Genomic DNA, 17,965 nt, shown 5'->3' on the forward strand with positions numbered 1-17,965 from the left:
AAGCGCTCTATCGGTGTCACTCTTTGCCAGGATAATTATTCATCGCCACCTGACAGCACTTCGCTGATGAGTGTAAAGTACGTCCAAAGATTATCCCCTCTTCGCCAATCACCGGGGCGTTGGACTGGTGCAGGTTGCCAACTGCCGTGGTTAATATAGACGCAGTACCACTTCCATCCCTGCGTGAGTGGATCGCTACAGGCTTCGTGATAGGCAGATTGATAGAGATGCCCGTTGACGGAGAGCGGGATCTCCTCTTTGAGGTAGAAGCCAACGGGAGGCAGCTCGGGATATTCGGTCGGAAAGACAATCAGCAGGTCAGTCGTTCTGGCGATGCTGTGCCAGATGGGCGGCAAGACATATTGATTGGCAATCATCCAATCGGCATGCTCTTCATCGAATGAGATGCCTCGCTTAAACAACTTCTCAGCAATATCATAGACCTGCTCGGTAATAATTTGTCGAGACAGAAATGATCGATCGCCTCCATACGTAACCGTGCCTTTGGTCCGGTCTGGGATGGTTGTGATCTTGACGGGTTTGCCCTGGCTATCAAACAACTCATTCGGCGTATAGGTATAGTCTGGCTGAACTGGTCGAAACGCCAGTCCTTGCCGTATGACCGGCCGTCGTCCAGGGCTGGGCTTCATTTGTTGGATGATCTGCTGGCCGGTAATACCAGCGGATGGGACTTGAATCCTTCTGCCATTAATGATTGCCATGGAGGCCTCCTTCTTCTCTGCTGTCGGGAACGTAGATATCTGGTCCATCACTAAGGTCGGGCGCAGAGACCAACGGCTGCTTCTCCATCTGCTCAACCAGGCATGCCACCGTTTCTTCAAGCTCATCGCTCTCGTGTGATGGGAGAAGATCCTCGTCTTGCTCCGCTTTGTCATGCTCACTCACCTCCTTCTGCTCATCCTGTTGTGATTGAATGAGATCATGGTACGGTTCGACACTGCCCTCCTGCTCCAAAGGCTCCTGCTGGGCGGCCAGGTAGCCTCCAAAGTATACGTCGAGATCAATAAAGCCAGAACATTTGTTGAGGATCTGCGCCCCGGCTGTCTCAACAAACGCGGCTACCTCAACACGCACGCCAGATTTCCTGACGTCCTGGATGAGTGGGACAAAATCGGCGTCGCCTGTGGCAAGCACGATAATGTCGGGTTTTACCTGATACACCACCTTGAGAATATCCATCGTAATTTCGACATCAAAATTGCATTTGTACGTACCACCGGCAATAGTGCCCACTTTGGTCGTCACGATATAGCCAGCCCGCCACAAATCCTCGATGGCTCCATCTAATCTGTGCTCATTCCTGGGGTTAATCGGGACATAGCAATGGGCGTCAAGCAGGAACCGCTCCTCACCCACATACTGGAGCAGATCATGATAGTCCAACTGATACCGTTTCTCTCTGGCAGCTCGATTAATGTTGGCATAGTCCAGGAAGAAAATGACTTTTTCTTTTACCATGAGAATCTCTCCTGTTCAGCATAGAATGTCTCTTGTTGTAGGACAATTTACTGTAAGTCAACCTGTTGAATCGCCAGCATGATCTCCTGATGTAGTTGCCTGGCCTTTTGCAAGTGATTTTGCGCTTGTTTCTGCGTAAAAATGGCTATTGCCGTCTCAAGACACTGCTGTGCCTCAATGAGTGCAGCCTGAGGAGTGAACCCTGGTAAGCTCGTGGCTCGTTTGCGATACCATTGAGCATGGAGCATATGGAAGCGCGCGCAATCGAGTGATTGAGGCGGGCAGCGCTGTATGAAGGAAAGACAACTCTCGATGATACTGGCGTACAGAAGCTTGTCGATCTCTCGGCCAAGCTGCGTCGCTTCTTCAAAGCTTTTTCGGGCTGTGTGCGCGGTAAAAACCTGCAATGCTCTTTCGATGCATTGATGAGCCTCAATGAGTGCAGTATGTTTCGCGGCGGTGGTGGAACATAAGGTATCCGCGCGCTCGCAATAGAGCCTCGCGAGGAGCAATTGCAGGCGTGCCCAATCAAACGACTGTTCTGTGCATGTTTTGAGCAAAATCTTTCCGCCAAGAATCGCTGCATCGAGATCATCCATTGGCACTTTCTCATGCATCTCTGGCATACGATGCAGAAGTAAGTCAGTTCGTTGCAAGTGCAGGGCATTAGCGAGACGAAGCAGTCGTTCCTCACCCAGATGGCGAATCTGACCATGCTCAATTCTGGATATATATCCACGTCCATTTTTGCCAAAGCCAGCAGCTACTGCCAGATCCGTGACGCTCAGTCCACGAACGTGACGCCAGGCGCGAATAACGGTCCCCAACTCGTTTTCTGGGGATGAACGTGAAGTAAGCGCTTCCTCTTTTCTGCCTCGCATAAGATTCCTTTCTTTTCACTACGCTGGGACAAGAACGACGAGCAAAATGCATGCTTTATAACAGGGCGCATGATATCGGGATTTTCATCAAGCAAAACTATTCTTGACGTACGAAGATGGCGATACGAAGAACGCGCTATCAGAAGCAGAGTTTACATATGACTCATTAATCTTCAAATAAAGAGGAAGTATGAAGATTGTTGCTTGATAAGCATAACGTTTTTAATAGGGCCTTGTCAATGGCATTTGCAATATGTATACTAATTATTGGAGATTGTTGTTCAACAAAGGCAGCTTGACTCTTTAAGAGAGGGAAACAAACACATGCGAGGACGCCGAGAAAGGGAACTGGAGTCCCTATCGCAGTCAGAAGGCAGCCTGGGAGCAACGATTCGCTCCTGGCGGCGGTATCGTGAGATGACAGTGACAGAACTGGCAATTCGCGCAGGCTTTGGCAAGAATGGACGCGGGTACATCTCGAAAATCGAGCATCAGCACATCAAACATCTGGGTGAGGATGCGCTGGTTGCCATTGCGCATGCACTTGATCTGGTTCAGGAAGATCTCCAGCAGAGTCGTTTGCCAGCACCTCGGGAAAGCTACGCGCCAGGCAAAGAGGCGCTGGATCACGCCATTGCTGGCTGTAAAGCATGGCTCAAGGTCTATCAGCAGGATGACATGCTTTTAGATCGTGCAAGAATGCACTTGAAATTAGCTGAGCTCTATTGGGAGCGTAGGAAGCGAGCAGAACAGCAAGACGAACGAGACACACTGTTAGAGAGTGCTCTGGCGAGCATCGAGCAGGTGCTTCCTGTTTTTCGTGAAAAGGCTCCTGATTCCTACCAAGAAGCGCAAGGGTTGCACACCCTGATCGAGAGAGAACAGTATCGCAAAGAACTCGATGACGCCATCGCCGGGTGCAAAGCGCTCTTATCTATCTCACATCAAGAAGAGCGTCCACTTGACTGGGCCAGAACGCATGCCAGGCTTGCGCAACTGTATAGGGACCGCGCGTCGCACGCTGAACAGGCTGAAGAGCGCCCTGGCTGGCTGGAAAAGGCTCTGCAAAGTATCGACCAGGCACTGCCACTTTTCCGTGGACATGCGCCCGTTTCCTATACCCAGGCCCAACACATGCGTGGAGAAGTAATAGCAGCACGAGAAGAGACGCTTCGTTCACCCTTTTGAGCTTGCTTACCTGTCTTCGTTCTCTTTTTCAGCGAGCATATCCTGTCTGGAATCCAGCCCTCAAGGTGTTGTTACTTTTTCGAAAAGCTCATCAATTTCCGAGAGGTGCCAATGCTGCCGCCGCTGAGCTGAGCCTCTCGGAAGGCTCCACAAGCCCATCGAGCACCAAAAAGGGCTGAACGTGCTTCCTGTTTGGCCCCCAAAATAAGCTCTTTTTCCGACCCTCTCGGAAATGCTTGCTTCAACTGGCTTCCTATGCTATACTACGAGCATAGCAGGCTAAACGACCAACGCTTCTCGACAGAGATTGAAACGGATGAAGTATCCAGGGAACCTAGTGGGAATTTTGGGGGCTAAACGACCAACGCTTCTCGACAGAGATTGAAACGTCTGACCGTTGCCGGTCAGGTCCAAAGTTGCGAACGGCTAAACGACCAACGCTTCTCGACAGAGATTGAAACAGTAATGGCTAATGGTAGTAGTAGGCATACTCCAGTGGCTAAACGACCAACGCTTCTCGACAGAGATTGAAACTATAAATCATGCCTTTCGTCGGCAGAAAGGAAATTGGGCTAAACGACCAACGCTTCTCGACAGAGATTGAAACTAGCACGCCCCCTGCGAAACCTCCATACCGTGCGAAGGCTAAACGACCAACGCTTCTCGACAGAGATTGAAACGCCCAACGATTAACCATCGTTGGAATTTACTTACGTCGGCTAAACGACCAACGCTTCTCGACAGAGATTGAAACACACCAACCACACCACCTTCACCACCACCTTCACCGGGCTAAACGACCAACGCTTCTCGACAGAGATTGAAACTAGCAATATAATGATCACCTCTATTGCCACTACCCCGGCTAAACGACCAACGCTTCTCGACAGAGATTGAAACAACACTGAATGCGACGATCACGATTGCACAAGCAACGGCTAAACGACCAACGCTTCTCGACAGAGATTGAAACAGCATTACAGCACTGAAAAAGGGTTATGAGACTCTGGCTAAACGACCAACGCTTCTCGACAGAGATTGAAACTAATCTGACATGTTTCATTCTCCTTTATTTTTAAACAGGCTAAACGACCAACGCTTCTCGACAGAGATTGAAACTTGTATCACAGTGAAACGGGCGGTAAGTTTCCTGTTTCGGCTAAACGACCAACGCTTCTCGACAGAGGGGTGCAACTAAATCATTGATAGAGCCATAGAAATGATGAATTTGGCATGGAGTAATGATCGTTTACATCAACAATAGAATGCTTTCTTGCTTATGTTGAATGAAATGCTCAGAAAAGTTCATGACTGTGAGGAGATTGAAACAGTAATGGCTAATGGGTAAGTAGTCAGTATTAGGCATACTCCCAGTGGGCGGCTAAACGGGACCCAAAAACCGCTTCGACAGAGATTGGAAACTATAAAATCATTGCCTTTCGTCGCAAGGAAGGAAATTGGCTAAAACGGGACCCAACGCTTTCTCGGACAGAGATTTGAAACTAGGGCACGCCCCCTGCGAAAACTCCTCCCAACCGTGCGGGAAGGCTAATTGGACCAAACGCTTTCTCGGGACCAGAGATGGGAAACGCCCCAAACGATTACCATTTTCGTTGGGAAATTTTACTTTACGTCTGCTTTAAACGAACCCAAACGCTTCTTCGACAGAGATTGAAACCACACCAAAACCCACACCACCTTCACCCCACCCAACTGGCTTCCTATCCATATCACAGCATATGCAGGCTAAACGACCAATCGCTCTCGACAAGAATTTGAATACGGAGAATATCTGCAGGTAACCTAAGTGAATTGGGGGGGGCTAAACGACCAACGCTCTCGACAGAGATTGAAACGTCTGACCGTTGCGTCAGTCCAAAGTGCGAACGGCTAAACGACCACGCTCTCGACAGAATTGAAACAGTAATGGCTAATGGTAGTATAGGCATACTCCAGTGCTAAACGACCAACGCTTCTCGACAGAGATTGAAACTATAAATCATGCCTTTCGTCGGCAGAAAAGGAAATTGGGCTAAACGACCAACGCTTCTCGACAGAGATGAAACTAGCACGCCCCCTGGAACCTCCATACCGTCGAAGGCTAAACGACCAACGCTTCTCGACAAGAGATTGAAACGCCCAACGATTAACCCATGGTCGGAATACTTACGTCGGCTAAACGACCAACGCTTCTCGACAGAGATGAAACACACCAACCACACCACCTTCACCACCACCTTCACCGGGCTAAACGACCAACGCTTCTCGACAGAGATTGAAACTAGCAATATAATGATCACCTCTATTGCCACTACCCCGGCTAAACGACCAACGCTTCTCGACAGAGATTGAAACAACACTGAATGCGACGATCACGATTGCACAAGCAACGGCTAAACGACCAACGCTTCTCGACAGAGATTGAAACAGCATTACAGCACTGAAAAAGGGTTATGAGACTCTGGCTAAACGACCAACGCTTCTCGACAGAGATTGAAACTAATCTGACATGTTTCATTCTCCTTTATTTTTAAACAGGCTAAACGACCAACGCTTCTCGACAGAGATTGAAACTTGTATCACAGTGAAACGGGCGGTAAGTTTCCTGTTTCGGCTAAACGACCAACGCTTCTCGACAGAGGGGTGCAACTAAATCATTGATAGAGCCATAGAAATGATGAATTTGGCATGGAGTAATGATCGTTTACATCAACAATAGAATGCTTTCTTGCTTATGTTGAATGAAATGCTCAGAAAAGTTCTGTGAGGAATGGGGCTATCCAAAAGAAGAAAGGGAGGGGAGGCGAGTCAAAGCTAAAAGGGAGTCTATTTCTGGCAAGTGATGATGAATTTTGATAAATGAATTACTTGCGCCAGTATAAATAGAAAAATCTCTACAAACATAGTCGTAAATCAGAGAATAAATCTATTTGTGATTTAGTTGCACCCCTCTCGACAGAGATTGAAACAATCATTGTATACTCTTTTTATTTCTAAAAAAATCAAGGGCTAAACGACCAACGCTTCTCGACAGAGATTGAAACCCCTCGGACTTTTCGCTCTTGCACCGCTAACGGGAATGGCTAAACGACCAACGCTTCTCGACAGAGATTGAAACCACTCCTCTCCGCTCAGCATCGATAAGCTGGCGAAAAGGCTAAACGACCAACGCTTCTCGACAGAGATTGAAACACCTAGTCATGGATTTTGTGAGGGGAAACTCTCGAAGGCTAAACGACCAACGCTTCTCGACAGAGATTGAAACAACGTCTCTTCGGAGCATGAAACCCGCCCCTCGTGAGGCTAAACGACCCATGCATCTCGACAGAGATTGAAACAACACATAGGCGCATGACACTTCAATGTGCCTTGTGGCTAAACGACCCATGCTTCTCGGCAGAGATTGAAACTGTACGATGCAACCGTGTCTACATTTGAACAGGTAGAGGCTAAACGACCCATGCATCTCGACAGAGATTGAAACTAATCTAAGATCTTGAGGCAACGTTTGAAATACCGTAAGGCTAAACGACCCATGCATCTCGACAGAGATTGAAACACCAGAGTAATAGCTTCCTGGTCGGAAGCTAATTCAGGGCGAAATGCCTGTTGCTTCTCGACAGAGGGGTGCAACTAAATCATTGGTAGAAGTCCTCTATTGATCGAAATGGCTCGACTGAGAGCACGTCCATTGATAATCACATAGGTTAACGTGTTCAGGTTAGCGACAGAGCGATGATTATGGACTCTGGGTCGCTCAATTCCGAGTGCTTTGGCCTGGCTGTTGATGCGCTCGCAACTGGTGCGTTGGGTATACACGGCCTTGTAGAGCGGACTCTCATGATCGAGGCTGACACGTATTCGTGCGCCCTGCTCCCAATTCACATCCTTGACGCAGCCTTTCCCTTTCACACATGGTGCGTGATCGTACCTGTTCCCCGCGGCTTGAGGGAAGAGCAGCGGACAGCGGAAGCGTTGGGCTTGCTAGCCATACGTAGGATGAAATTGAACGGTCGAGTGCATATGGAGCTTGTTCGGGCACCATGAGGCCCCATTCAAGGCTCGCTCATAGACCACATGCCCATATGTAATGCTGCCGTGGTAGACACGGTTCGTTGGTATACATACCGGCCATCAGAGGGGCATCGGCAGTGAGATTGATAGGAAACGCTCCTCATGTGGCAACGGTTTGCCGATACCATGGCTCGAGGTAGGTGACATCACCTTTAAGCAAGGATGGGGGAATAGTGATTCACAAATATGTGAACTGCTCGCTGGCTGTTTGTGCTATGTGCATGGTGAGCAGTTCACGTTTAATTACTATGAGTTAGACTTACTCTTTGCACTAAAGCGGTTGGCGCATGTGCGTTATTACCTGATGAATCTCCTGATCTACATTGCACCAGGCTTTATGCCGGTCGGACCAGGATGAAACAGGTTTCCCCCTCGGCAACCATGCGATTGCTCCAAGTGGGTGTCCTGCTAAATTGACGTGGTGTAGAAGGATGGGAATAAGAACCGTTTCTCTCTGTGTTTTGCTTCTCTCATCATTATTTATGATCCTTCATACCTTATAAGAGTACTCTCAATATGAATAATTACAGTACTGAGCTACATCCTTATGAGAAGAATCAGTAGGGGTGATGATGTATTTTGGGGGTGAGCTTGCTATACTTTACCTATCGCTCTCAAAGTAGGTGCTGAATTTTTGGCAGAGGAAGTGGTAGTCGAGGGGCTCGGACTCGGGGATGTTCCAGATGGTGCGGCAGTGCTGGATGAGGTGGCCTTTATGGCTGTGGACGGTGGCTTCGCTGATACAGAGTTCGCTGGCAACCTGGGGTGTTCGGAGTCCACGGGCAAAGGCTTTCAGGACATCGAGCTGGCGTGCCGTGGCAAGTTCTATGATCTGCTGGCAGCGTGTGCGTTCCTGCTGATTCAGGTGATCCTGTTGCTCTTGCTCGGCGGTTTTGAACGACGTATTGCTATTCGGGATATAGGCTCCGAGCGTGATGAAGGGTCCGCGGATCAGCTTGACGCCGGCTTCCGGTGGGACATGCATATGGGCGCCATTGCGAACCTGGGCGACCGTCGCTTCGGGGGTATGGATATGCCAGATGTGATCATGCCGATCGAAGTTGAGGGCGGCTACCGATATGGCAAGCAGGGACATCAGGCGGCGGCCACCGCTGACCGAGAGATGGATATGATATCCCTGATGTTTGAGGCTGACGACCAGTTGATGGATCGTTTCCAGGGTGGCGTCGGCATGGCTATCATCCACAATATCATTGGAATTACCCCGTTTTTGGAGGGTCAGAGAAGAGAAATCTGCTATACTTCAAATAGGAGGGTTCAATGGGTAAATCTCAACCACATTACACAAAAGAATTTAAGCAGCAGGCTGTACAACTCTTCAAAACGAGTGGAAAAACCAAAACACAAATATCTAGAGACTTAGGTATCTCTGACAGTGCTTTAAGTAAATGGTGCAAAGAATTTGGTGAACAAGGGAAAGAAGCATTTCCTGGCAAAGGGCATCAGACATCTATAGAAGAAGAAATGAAAAGGCTCAAGCGTGAAAATGATATATTACGACAAGAAAGGGATATCCTAAAAAAAGCCATGAGCATCTTCGTGCAACCCCAACCGTAAAATTCCGATTTATTCATGAGCATCGTCAGCTTTTCCCCATTCTTCGGATGTGCCAGGTTCTTGAGGTCTCCGAAAATGGCTACTATAATTGGCGCAAAAGAGGAAAAAGTAAAAGAAAACAGAATGACGAACAGCTTATGGAGCGGATTGAAGATGCCTATCATCAAAATAGGGGTCATTATGGAAGTCCTCGTATTCATGCAGAATTAAAAGATCAAGGCATTCATTGTGGAAAGAAACGTATTGCACGTTTGATGCGCGAACAGCAACTCAGTGCCAGAAAAAAGAAGCGAAAACCACGCACAACCAATAGCGATCATGATTTACCGGTGGCTCCCAATCTCTTAGAGCGAAATTTTGCTGCTGATGCACCAGATAAAAAATGGATGTCGGATTTTACCTATCTGGAGACACGAGAAGGGTGGCTCTATCTTGCAGGTGTAATCGATGCGTATTCACGCAAAATTGTGGGCTGGTCCATGAGTGAGAAGCATGATACTGAACTAGTTCATGCCGCTCTGCATATGGCGTTGCTTCAGCGTCAGCCAGGGGCGGAACTCATCCATCACTCAGACCGGGGCAGCGAATATGCCAGCAGCCGCTATCACATGCTGCTGCATGAGCATCATATCCAGAAGAGTATGAGTAAAAAAGGTGATTGTTGGGACAATGCGATGATTGAGAGCTTTTGGGCAACCTTAAAGAAAGAGTGTGCTCAAGGTGTAATCTTTCTAAGTAGAAATGAGGCAAAAAATGTGGTTTTTGAGTATATAGAAATATATTACAATCGAAAACGACGTCATTCGTCTTTAGGATATCTCAGTCCAGCTCATTACGAAAAACGCATAATCGAATCAGATAACGATTTTTCTTGACAGAGGTAGACCTTTTATCGTAAAATAGAAATACGTAGTACGTTACGTATTACGTATAGTGATGATGTTTTCATCATTTTCCCAGCATTTTTCCTCACCCGACATTTCTGTTCGGGTTCCCTCCAAAAACGGGGCAACTCCAGTTAGACCAACGTGCTTTGCGATAGCGTGTCTTGCGCTGACGTCGAGATCGACGAACGGCGTGGCGATCATCAAGAGCGGCTTTAATGGCGTGTCCACGGTGGGAAAGTTCAGCCGCAAAGACGACCTCACCACTGGCATCATTGACAATGGCGATTCCCGTTGCTCTTGAACCCGGATCAAGTTTGATCCTGAGTGGCTGCGCTTCTGGCTCCTGCGTTTTATCTTTTAGGATGATGGTGAATGGAAATTTTCTGTAGACAGCCGCTTTTCCTTCGGAAAGCAGCAATCTTGCCCGGCCCGGATGGACGGGATCGAGCGGTCGCTTCAAAGTATCGATCACAAAAACTTTGGACATAAGTGGTCTCCTTGCCCTTTTCAGGGCCTCCTGTTTCCAGGGTAACGTTTGCCTCGTCAAGGTTCGAAAAGGTTTATCGCTACATACACTTCCTTAACCCTGTACAGATGTTTAATATGTAGCCGTAGAGCAAGGGGCTGGCAATGCACCCCCTGGTACCTAATTTCTTCCCGAACGTAGTCAATAAAGACTAAGACTGGTCAGGTGTGGACTTGCTTTCACAAGCCCTCGGATGTATCCGTGGGGTTCCTGACTGTGTGCATCCGTACCTTTCATTTTCAAAATGGCTCGTGCCCAGAATTCCTCGGGAAAAATGTTTTACGGCTATCTTTGCATGCGCTTAGCTTAAATCTGCATTTCATGAATAGCTGTATCAGATTTTTCACACCTGTTGTTGTTGTAAAATCTGTTTTGTCTTATTGGAATACAGGCCCAACACCTCCGTGACTAATGTGCTGGTTATGTCGCCAATAATCTCTTGCATTTTTGTATGCGACTGATGGATACGCATAGTTTTTGCACTCCAAATTGGATAGTTGAAAGACGCCATGAAGCCAGCCTACTGAGACTGTTCTGACTAGTCACGGTTTATATGACACTTCTAATAGTAGCAAGTTGTTCTCCTGCCAAACTCCTGTATCGTGCACAAAATCTGCTATGCTGACTCCTATGAACCTCTTTTTTCATAGGTTTATTCTGTGGTTGAGTGACAACGTAAATTGGGGTTGTTGGAGACATGAGCTAACATGGTAGAAGCATATTTTTGATTCCTTTTTCTCTTGCATTGTGGAGGAGAGATTATTTCTGCAGAAATGAAATGAAAGAGCGCGTTTGGAGTGTAATACGCTAAATTTGCTGGTGTTGACTGTAGTGCAGACTATGAACGAGTATGAATGCGGGTGTAAAGACCAAGATGATCGGAAAGGTACTGATCCTCCTGGTTTGATAGAGAAAATTTTTCCTGAAAAAGGAATGCTTTATGGTCAATATGGAACGGATTTTGTGAAACAGCAAAAATATAATCAATACAGTGTGGAATTTGGCCAGGAATGAGGAACTCTTGATGGTAGGTAGGACTTTCATCATATTCAAAAAGATCCTTTGCCTGTGACATAGCGATAAATTTTTGATAAAGATCGCTCCATTTGGGAATGTTAAAATCACCAGAAACAATGAGAAGCTGTCCACTTCTTTTTTGAGTAAAGACGTTCAGCTGATCTACGAGAGCGGCGATATCATGTTCATGTGCGCTATAGTATCTACTACGTGCTGACCAATCGGCGTCACCATTGGCGACTAAATGAACATTACAGATGGTCAACAACTTTTCGGTGTGTGTAGATACGAGCATGCCTTTTTTTTTCATGGATCGTTTTAGTCGATTGATCCACTTTTTTTTTCTTGGTTCAGCTGCTGGTGGAAAGTTAATAAATTCAACTGTTGTAAGAGGAGATCGTGAGAAGGTGACTAAACCGTTTCGGACCGAATATTCCATGCTTATAAGCAGCATAAGGATAGGAGCAAAGCGATTTTTTGAAAGTACGAAGAGAATCATACGACCATACTTCTTGGAGATTGATTATATCTGGTGAAAGTTGCTCCAACCTCTGACCGATGAGGCTATGTTTTTCCCTCACGAATGATGATGGAAAAACCACCCCATGTGTATTGAAACTTGCAAATGAGAATGTACAATAGTTTCTTTCTGTCATTTCTTGCCTCTAAGACTTTTTGCTTCTTCTAACGTGTATCATACGACAATCTAAAATAGAATATCACAGGCATTTAATTTCAATAGTTCAAGAGAAGCAGACAATCGAGCGTTAAGGTCCATATATCTCGATTGCCTGTGAATGCGACCTACAAATAAGCTTTTTCGAGCATCATTATGTACTGCTTGAGCTTTAGCTGTAACTCATCAACACATACCATGATAGTTTCAATCCTCATCGTTCCTCTAGGCCGAGGAAAAATGCAACGCGGCTCAGTTGATGCAATCCACAGGAATACTTTTCAACATCTCTTCTCATCATCTAAAGCCCCAAATAAGGTGGGCCCATTTCTCCCTGATCTCAAGATGCGAGGCTTCCTGGACCGATCATGTGAATGTTTTGAAGAATTTTTATACAGAGTGTGGTAGGAGGCGGCGTAGCAAATAGAGAGGATGGTAGGAGATGCGCAGTAGTGCATTTTGTTATTCTACGTGCAGAGAGATGTGACTAATCTACATGTCAAATGTATTTAGTCCGCCATTTCTTCTTGATATGTTGTTTGATTCTTATCTCTACTAGAAGAAGGAGAGAACTACTCATGGAAAACACAACATGTGTGCATGGATCTTCCCTGACCGAGCAACAGGATACTGCTGGTGGTATTGATTTGGATATTCGTGTTACTGAGTATATCCAGCCTGCCACTGATGAGATGGCTCAGGGATCTGGCTATCTCACATGCAAAACAGATTCAACATGTGACGGATCTAACGCCTGCTGATTACACTTCTGGCAGTTTGCGCCTAAACGAACAACGGCTCTTCCGGGCCGTTGTTCGTTTGCCGAGAGAAAGGAGTAATGCGTGTGACTCAGTATTCCTGGATGGTATCGGTTGATCCGTCACTATGTGAGCGCGTTTTTCAAGTGATTTTACCTATCGCTGATCGGTTGGCTGATCCAGATGTCGTTACTGCTCTGACCCATGACGTGGACCCTTTGTATTGGTGGGATGCTTCCCTGGCGGCTGGATTTCCTGGCCTGGCACTATTCTATCTTTTTCTTGCGCGTGGTACTCAGGAAAAGAAATGGCTGGATGTTGCCTATGTCTATCTTGATCGAGCCGTTGAAGCTACCCATACGCATCCCTTAGATCGTCCCAATCTTTCCAAAGGAACAGCTGGGATGACATTGTTGCTGTCCCTTTTTTGCGATCAGGATGAACGTTTTACCAGGATTCGACACGATTTGGATGAACGTTTGGCCCGTCAAGTCCTTGATTACAATTGGTGGATGTCCATTGATAATCAATTGCTGCTCCAATATGATCTTATTGTTGGCGTTTCTGGTGCGCTTGCCTCTTTGGTGCGTACAGGTGTTCATAGAGGGATTATTCAGGAGGCAATTGAGCGCCTAATCCATCATCTTCTTCAATTCGTGACAGGTGAGAAGCAGCACTATCAACGATGGGCTGTCCCTGCTACCTTCTTTCCAACGGCCCGACAACGGTATTTGACATTACCTGTGATCAATTGTGGGCTAGCTCATGGCATACCTGGTCCTTTAGTCGCCCTTTCTTTAGCCTGGCAGACAGGCTATCGTATCGATGGACAATTTGCGGCTATGCAGATGCTAGCTTCCTGGTTAGCATCACACTATGTTACGACCCCATGGGGCATAGACTGGCCAGACATTATCCCGATACGATCTTCTCCAGAGCCTGAGAGGTTTCAGGTACCAGCACGGTCTGGCTGGTGTTATGGTGCTCCGGGTGTTCTCAGGAGTTTGCAAATTGCTGGGCAAGCATTGTCCGATGTAATGCTTCAGAAACAGATTCTCCATGGTTTGGATGCCCTGATTATGCGTCCTATTGAAAGCCGCCAGGTCGATCCTTTGACCCTTTGCCACGGTCAAAGTGGTCTATTGCTCATATCTACCCACTTTTTTCAAGAAACTGGTCGAAGTGACGTACGAGACCAGATCACGAGGCTGGTTGAGCGGATTCTTGCGGAAGTTCATATGGATACTCCCGTTGGATTCAGGTATGTGTTTCGGCCGGGCCACTCTGTGAATTCTCCTGGTCTTTTTCTTGGCGTATCAGGCACCTTGCTTGCTCTTTTAGCAGCCAGCACGAATATTGCACCCGTTTGGGATCGTGCTCTCTTGCTCTCATAAGGTAAGCACCATTTGTGCTGCTCTAGAAAAAAACTTCAAAGAAATGGCATGACCTTTCTATGATTCCAGAAAGGAGAGACGTATGGAAACACAGCATGGGCTTTTTACCCTGGCACCCGATCAAACTATCTATTGTTCAAAAGGAACTTTTTTGGTACGCGTACCAGCGTTTCCTCTCACCACCTTTTTACACCTGACTGAGCAGGGCTGCCTGCTGGAGACGAGTCAGGAAGATAAGCTTGACGAGGTGTTTTCCTGTTTACTACAACAAGGATACGATCAGGTGCGTGCGCTGATGACTGATTCTGAATTTTTACGGGTTGCTTTATCGCTGGCAAGTCAAGATTTGGTACGGGGGTTCTCACGTCTCCAATATGATACAGCCTCGCCAGTTCGGATGAAACGTGTTTATTCACGACTTATCAGGTATGTGGTGCGTATGAGTACCCGCGCTACACCCTTTGGACTCTTTGCTGGGGTCGCTCTTGGAACCATTGCTGATACGACCCGGCTTACTCTTGGTGAACGAGCCTTTGATCATTTACATGTCCGGCCTGATATAGGGTGGTTATATGCTTTTTTGCGTGATCGAGAACAGCAAAAGCATGCTCTGGCACAGATGCGTTTGATGGTGAACTCGACAGCACACGTTGTTGGGAATCGCGTGCTCATTGCTTCTGTGGATGGATTTGGGAATGTTGGGAAAGAGACGCTTTCTCTGCGTGCTGCTCCACTCTTACGACATATTCTAGAAATCGCACGTCAGCCTATTTTATATACTGATCTAGTTGATTCTATTTCGTATTCTTTTCCAGAACTGCTTGAGCCACAGATCCATATAGTGCTTCAGCAACTTTGGAATGCTCATGTCTTTATCAGTATGCTTCATCCGCCATTGACAGGTGGCGAACCCACTGCATTTGTGTTGAAACAAATGCAGACATTACCTCAATCGCCATGGGGACAACGTTTGCAAGACGAGCTTACATCATTGGAACAATCACTCAATTCCATTCAGCGAGTTGGCATATCTGCTTGTGATGCATTGGAGGAGCAATTCTCCAAATTGTTTGTGCTCCAAGATACGTTGGTCCCAGGGTATCGTCATCCCCTGGTGCAGGTCGATGCGGCTCTGATGATGGAGAAGCCTTCTCTTCATACGAGCGTTGCTGTCTCTGTCGAAGAGGCCGCAGACGTTTTGCTGCGTCTTAGTACCCACGGGATGCGCAACGAGATTTGTAACTGATCCGCAGAGACTGGCGAAACGCTAAAAAAAAGTGTCTCCTATAAGAGAAGAAACCTCAAAATTTTTCTCAGAAGGAGGACACCTTTCTAGTATGACGCATTCGACCACCACCGTCCAGACGACTCCAGAGTCGCAACCTTCCACTCCCAATTGGATGGGAGAAGCGGCAGCTTTTGCTCAGAGCCTCACCCAGACGGGTATTCTCACGGCTATCACCCAACGAGTCCGCTTCGCGCGCGCCCGGATGGGGACCTACGATCTCATCGATTTTGTCGTGGTCCTCGTCGGCTACGCGCTTTCCGGTGAACCGACCTTGCAAGCCTTTTACGAGCGCCTTGTGCCGTTTGCCGACGAGTTCATGGCCTTCTTTGGCCGCCAGCGTTTGCCCTCGCGCTCCGCGCTCTCTCGCTTTTTGGCGGCGCTGGATCAGGCCAGCGTCGAAAACATGCGTACCCTCTTCCAGCAAGACGTGCAGGCCCGCACGTCGTTTCCTGATCCCGGCGGGATCATCGATCGGTGTGGGCAGAGCTGGCTGGTCGCGGATGTGGATGGCACCCGAAAGGTCGCTCGCCAACGCGCCTTGCCCCAGGCCGAGTCGCTGCCTGCTGCGCGCCGTCGCTTTGACCAGGTGTGCGCCAAAGGGTATCAGGGCCGCAAGCGCGGGGAAGTCGTACGCACCAGGACCGTGGTGCTCCAAGCTCATACCCATCAGTTTCTGGGAACCTTTGGAGGGTCGGGCAACGGCGATTACCGGGGCGAACTGCTGCGAGCGATCCAGGTTCTGCTCGACTATGGAAAGCAGGTTGGTGTACCTGCCCAGCAGATCGTCATCCGCCTCGACGGCCTGTATGGCAATGCTGCTCCTCTCTGCGATGTCCTCACCTCGGGCCTGGCAGTGGTGGCCCGCCACAAGGATTACCACCTGCTGGATGTGGCGGAAATGCAGGCCGTGTTGGCTGCCGCTCCCGCTGCCACCTGTACGCACCCCGAAAGCCAGATGACCCGGACCCTGTTTGATTGTCCAGCCGTCCCGCTTTCCCCTACGGGGCCTCTGGTACGCGTGATCGTGGCGACCCATCCAGCCACCTCAGACCCTCCCTCCGTTGGGGAGCAGCGAGCGGAGACTGTCTACGAGCTCTTTGTTTCAACGCTGCCTTGCCCTGCCTTCAGCGCCAAAGATGTCCTGGATGTGTATCTGCATCGCGGTTCTTTTGAAACCGTGCTGGCGGATGAAGATGGTGAACAGGACGCTGACCGTTGGGTCTCTCACACGGCCTGGGGACAGGAATGCTTCCAGATCCTGGTTCAGTGGCTCTGGAACCTGCGGATGGAACTCGGCCTGCATCTGACTCCCGCAACAGTGCGCACGACCGAATTTGCTCCGGCTCACGCAGTTTTGCCAGTCGCTCTCAGTGAGCCAGCCGTTCCCAGTGGGTCAGCCGCTCCGGTAATCTATGGTCCTGCGCAGTGGGCCAAACGCTCGTTTACCGGCGGTTTTCCTGGCTCAGTGTTTACGCTGCAACCCGACGGTACCTTGCGCTGTCCCGCTGATCATCCGCTGTACGCGCAAGAGCGTCGACCCGAACATGATGGCTCTCTGCGTGTCTTGTATGCGGGCCGCATTGGCTTCTGTCGGGCTTGCCCCTTGCGCGAGCAGTGTCAAGAACATCCTTCCACCAAAAAACCACGCCGCGTCAGTGCCGTCTTCTGGCCTCTGCCTCCTGATCCGCTCTCTGCTCCTGCGGTGCCATCCTTGCCGCATGTTCCCGTCGTGTCTCCGTCGGCTCCCTTGCTCTGGCGCGATTGGCCTCGTCGCTCTGTGCGCCGTCACTGGACCCAGCTCCTACGGCGAGAAACAGCCACCTTTTCCTGGGAAGCTTGCCCTCAGTCCTCACAGCCAGCACATCCTCTGAAGCCAGACGAGACGCTGCTGACTCGCGAGCAGCGTGCTCATTATCGGCTCTCCTGGTCCCAGCGCCTCGCTCGCAATGCCCGTTCCGCTGATGCTCCCAGGCTCTCTGTTCTTTTACATGGCCTGCCCGTCCGCTTCTTCGAAACGTTTGGCCCTCCTGCTCAAGCCGTCGCGTAAGCCTTTTTTCCTGTCTTTGGCAACCCTTCCGATGCGCTGCTGGCTGGGCATCACCTCTTCATCGAAGTCTATCGATGCAAGGCTTTTGCTTCCTTTCCTTTTCCTGTTGAGGTTTTCAATTGATTCCATTGCCTGAGTTTACCTCGTTGCGCATCCCGTGGGTTGCCGGAAT

General features: G+C 48.7%; 13 protein-coding genes, 1 pseudogene and 2 CRISPR repeat arrays. Of the genes and pseudogenes, 7 read left to right on the forward strand and 7 right to left on the reverse strand.

What is annotated here, in order from left to right:
- Positions 1-35: 35 nt before the first annotated feature.
- The 3 genes from KDW_RS19390 to KDW_RS19400 are packed head-to-tail and all read right to left on the reverse strand — an operon-like array spanning position 36 to position 2,360.
- Positions 36-722 carry an E2/UBC family protein gene (locus KDW_RS19390; protein WP_151757626.1) on the reverse strand — a complete coding sequence of 229 codons (687 nt, stop codon included), beginning with the start codon at positions 720-722 and terminating at the stop codon, positions 36-38.
- On the reverse strand, positions 709-1,479 hold the full coding sequence (locus KDW_RS19395) for a LabA-like NYN domain-containing protein (protein WP_151757627.1): 771 nt from the start codon (positions 1,477-1,479) through the stop codon (positions 709-711). The genes KDW_RS19390 and KDW_RS19395 overlap by 14 nt, the downstream gene beginning before the upstream one ends.
- A 47-nt stretch (positions 1,480-1,526) precedes the next feature.
- On the reverse strand, positions 1,527-2,360 hold the full coding sequence (locus tag KDW_RS19400) for a helix-turn-helix domain-containing protein (RefSeq protein ID WP_151757628.1): 834 nt from the start codon (positions 2,358-2,360) through the stop codon (positions 1,527-1,529).
- Positions 2,361-2,684: 324 nt separating this feature from the next.
- Here KDW_RS19400 and KDW_RS19405 point away from each other — a divergent pair, with 324 nt between their 5' ends.
- Positions 2,685-3,548 carry a helix-turn-helix domain-containing protein gene (locus tag KDW_RS19405; RefSeq protein WP_151757629.1) on the forward strand — a complete coding sequence of 288 codons (864 nt, stop codon included), beginning with the start codon at positions 2,685-2,687 and terminating at the stop codon, positions 3,546-3,548.
- Between the two features lie 277 nt (positions 3,549-3,825).
- A CRISPR array of direct repeats spans positions 3,826-4,743; the repeat unit is 37 nt; unit sequence GGCTAAACGACCAACGCTTCTCGACAGAGATTGAAAC.
- 1,812 nt (positions 4,744-6,555) lie between these two features.
- Positions 6,556-7,107: direct repeats of the CRISPR family, unit length 37 nt; unit sequence GGCTAAACGACCAACGCTTCTCGACAGAGATTGAAAC.
- A gap of 74 nt (positions 7,108-7,181) precedes the next feature.
- Here KDW_RS19405 and KDW_RS19410 read toward each other — a convergent pair.
- Complete coding sequence (locus tag KDW_RS19410) at positions 7,182-7,433, reverse strand: hypothetical protein (RefSeq protein ID WP_198925370.1); 252 nt, start codon at positions 7,431-7,433, stop codon at positions 7,182-7,184.
- A gap of 304 nt (positions 7,434-7,737) precedes the next feature.
- Here KDW_RS19410 and KDW_RS19415 point away from each other — a divergent pair, with 304 nt between their 5' ends.
- Positions 7,738-7,980: a hypothetical protein gene (locus tag KDW_RS19415; protein ID WP_151757630.1), complete on the forward strand. Its 243-nt coding sequence runs from the start codon at positions 7,738-7,740 to the stop codon at positions 7,978-7,980.
- Positions 7,981-8,223: 243 nt separating this feature from the next.
- Here KDW_RS19415 and KDW_RS19420 read toward each other — a convergent pair whose 3' ends face one another.
- Positions 8,224-8,883 carry a CRISPR-associated ring nuclease gene (locus tag KDW_RS19420; RefSeq protein ID WP_307767759.1) on the reverse strand — a complete coding sequence of 220 codons (660 nt, stop codon included), beginning with the start codon at positions 8,881-8,883 and terminating at the stop codon, positions 8,224-8,226.
- A 20-nt stretch (positions 8,884-8,903) separates the two neighbouring features.
- On the opposite strand from KDW_RS19420, the gene KDW_RS19425 reads away from it, so the two are divergent.
- A protein-coding gene (locus KDW_RS19425) for an IS3 family transposase (RefSeq protein ID WP_151757632.1) occupies positions 8,904-10,075 on the forward strand; the annotation gives its coding sequence in 2 pieces (ribosomal slippage) (positions 8,904-9,171 and positions 9,171-10,075; 1,173 coding nt in all).
- 142 nt (positions 10,076-10,217) lie between these two features.
- Here KDW_RS19425 and KDW_RS19430 read toward each other — a convergent pair.
- A pseudogene (locus KDW_RS19430) lies at positions 10,218-10,574 on the reverse strand (RRXRR domain-containing protein); the annotation flags it as partial.
- Between the two features lie 877 nt (positions 10,575-11,451).
- Entirely contained in the window at positions 11,452-12,129 is a 678-nt protein-coding gene (locus tag KDW_RS19435; RefSeq protein WP_151757634.1) for an endonuclease/exonuclease/phosphatase family protein, read from the reverse strand.
- Between the two features lie 755 nt (positions 12,130-12,884).
- Here KDW_RS19435 and KDW_RS19440 point away from each other — a divergent pair.
- From KDW_RS19440 to KDW_RS19455, 4 genes are all read left to right on the forward strand, one after another.
- The gene (locus KDW_RS19440) at positions 12,885-13,067 is read left to right on the forward strand and encodes a hypothetical protein (protein ID WP_151757635.1); all 183 of its coding nucleotides are present in this window, start codon (positions 12,885-12,887) and stop codon (positions 13,065-13,067) included.
- An 83-nt stretch (positions 13,068-13,150) separates the two neighbouring features.
- Positions 13,151-14,458, forward strand: a complete 1,308-nt coding sequence (locus tag KDW_RS19445; protein ID WP_162005407.1) for a lanthionine synthetase C family protein — start codon at positions 13,151-13,153, stop codon at positions 14,456-14,458.
- Between the two features lie 82 nt (positions 14,459-14,540).
- Positions 14,541-15,704, forward strand: a complete 1,164-nt coding sequence (locus KDW_RS19450) for a lantibiotic dehydratase (protein WP_151757637.1) — start codon at positions 14,541-14,543, stop codon at positions 15,702-15,704.
- A gap of 91 nt (positions 15,705-15,795) precedes the next feature.
- Positions 15,796-17,793 carry a hypothetical protein gene (locus tag KDW_RS19455; RefSeq protein ID WP_151754490.1) on the forward strand — a complete coding sequence of 666 codons (1,998 nt, stop codon included), beginning with the start codon at positions 15,796-15,798 and terminating at the stop codon, positions 17,791-17,793.
- Positions 17,794-17,965 lie beyond the last annotated feature (172 nt).

Origin of the sequence: Dictyobacter vulcani, from assembly GCF_008974265.1 — a bacterium.
Lineage (GTDB): Bacteria > Chloroflexota > Ktedonobacteria > Ktedonobacterales > Ktedonobacteraceae > Dictyobacter > Dictyobacter vulcani.

What these genes read in the sequence shown, in the direction of transcription:
- KDW_RS19400 (WP_151757628.1), bottom strand. Translation starts at nt 2,360, where the DNA reads ATGCGAGGCAGAAAAGAGGAAGCGCTTACTTCACGTTCATCCCCAGAA.
- KDW_RS19435 (WP_151757634.1), bottom strand. Translation starts at nt 12,129, where the DNA reads ATGATTCTCTTCGTACTTTCAAAAAATCGCTTTGCTCCTATCCTTATG.
- KDW_RS19450 (WP_151757637.1), top strand. Translation starts at nt 14,541, where the DNA reads ATGGAAACACAGCATGGGCTTTTTACCCTGGCACCCGATCAAACTATC.
- KDW_RS19395 (WP_151757627.1), bottom strand. Translation starts at nt 1,479, where the DNA reads ATGGTAAAAGAAAAAGTCATTTTCTTCCTGGACTATGCCAACATTAAT.
- KDW_RS19405 (WP_151757629.1), top strand. Translation starts at nt 2,685, where the DNA reads ATGCGAGGACGCCGAGAAAGGGAACTGGAGTCCCTATCGCAGTCAGAA.
- KDW_RS19455 (WP_151754490.1), top strand. Translation starts at nt 15,796, where the DNA reads ATGACGCATTCGACCACCACCGTCCAGACGACTCCAGAGTCGCAACCT.
- KDW_RS19390 (WP_151757626.1), bottom strand. Translation starts at nt 722, where the DNA reads ATGGCAATCATTAATGGCAGAAGGATTCAAGTCCCATCCGCTGGTATT.
- KDW_RS19440 (WP_151757635.1), top strand. Translation starts at nt 12,885, where the DNA reads ATGGAAAACACAACATGTGTGCATGGATCTTCCCTGACCGAGCAACAG.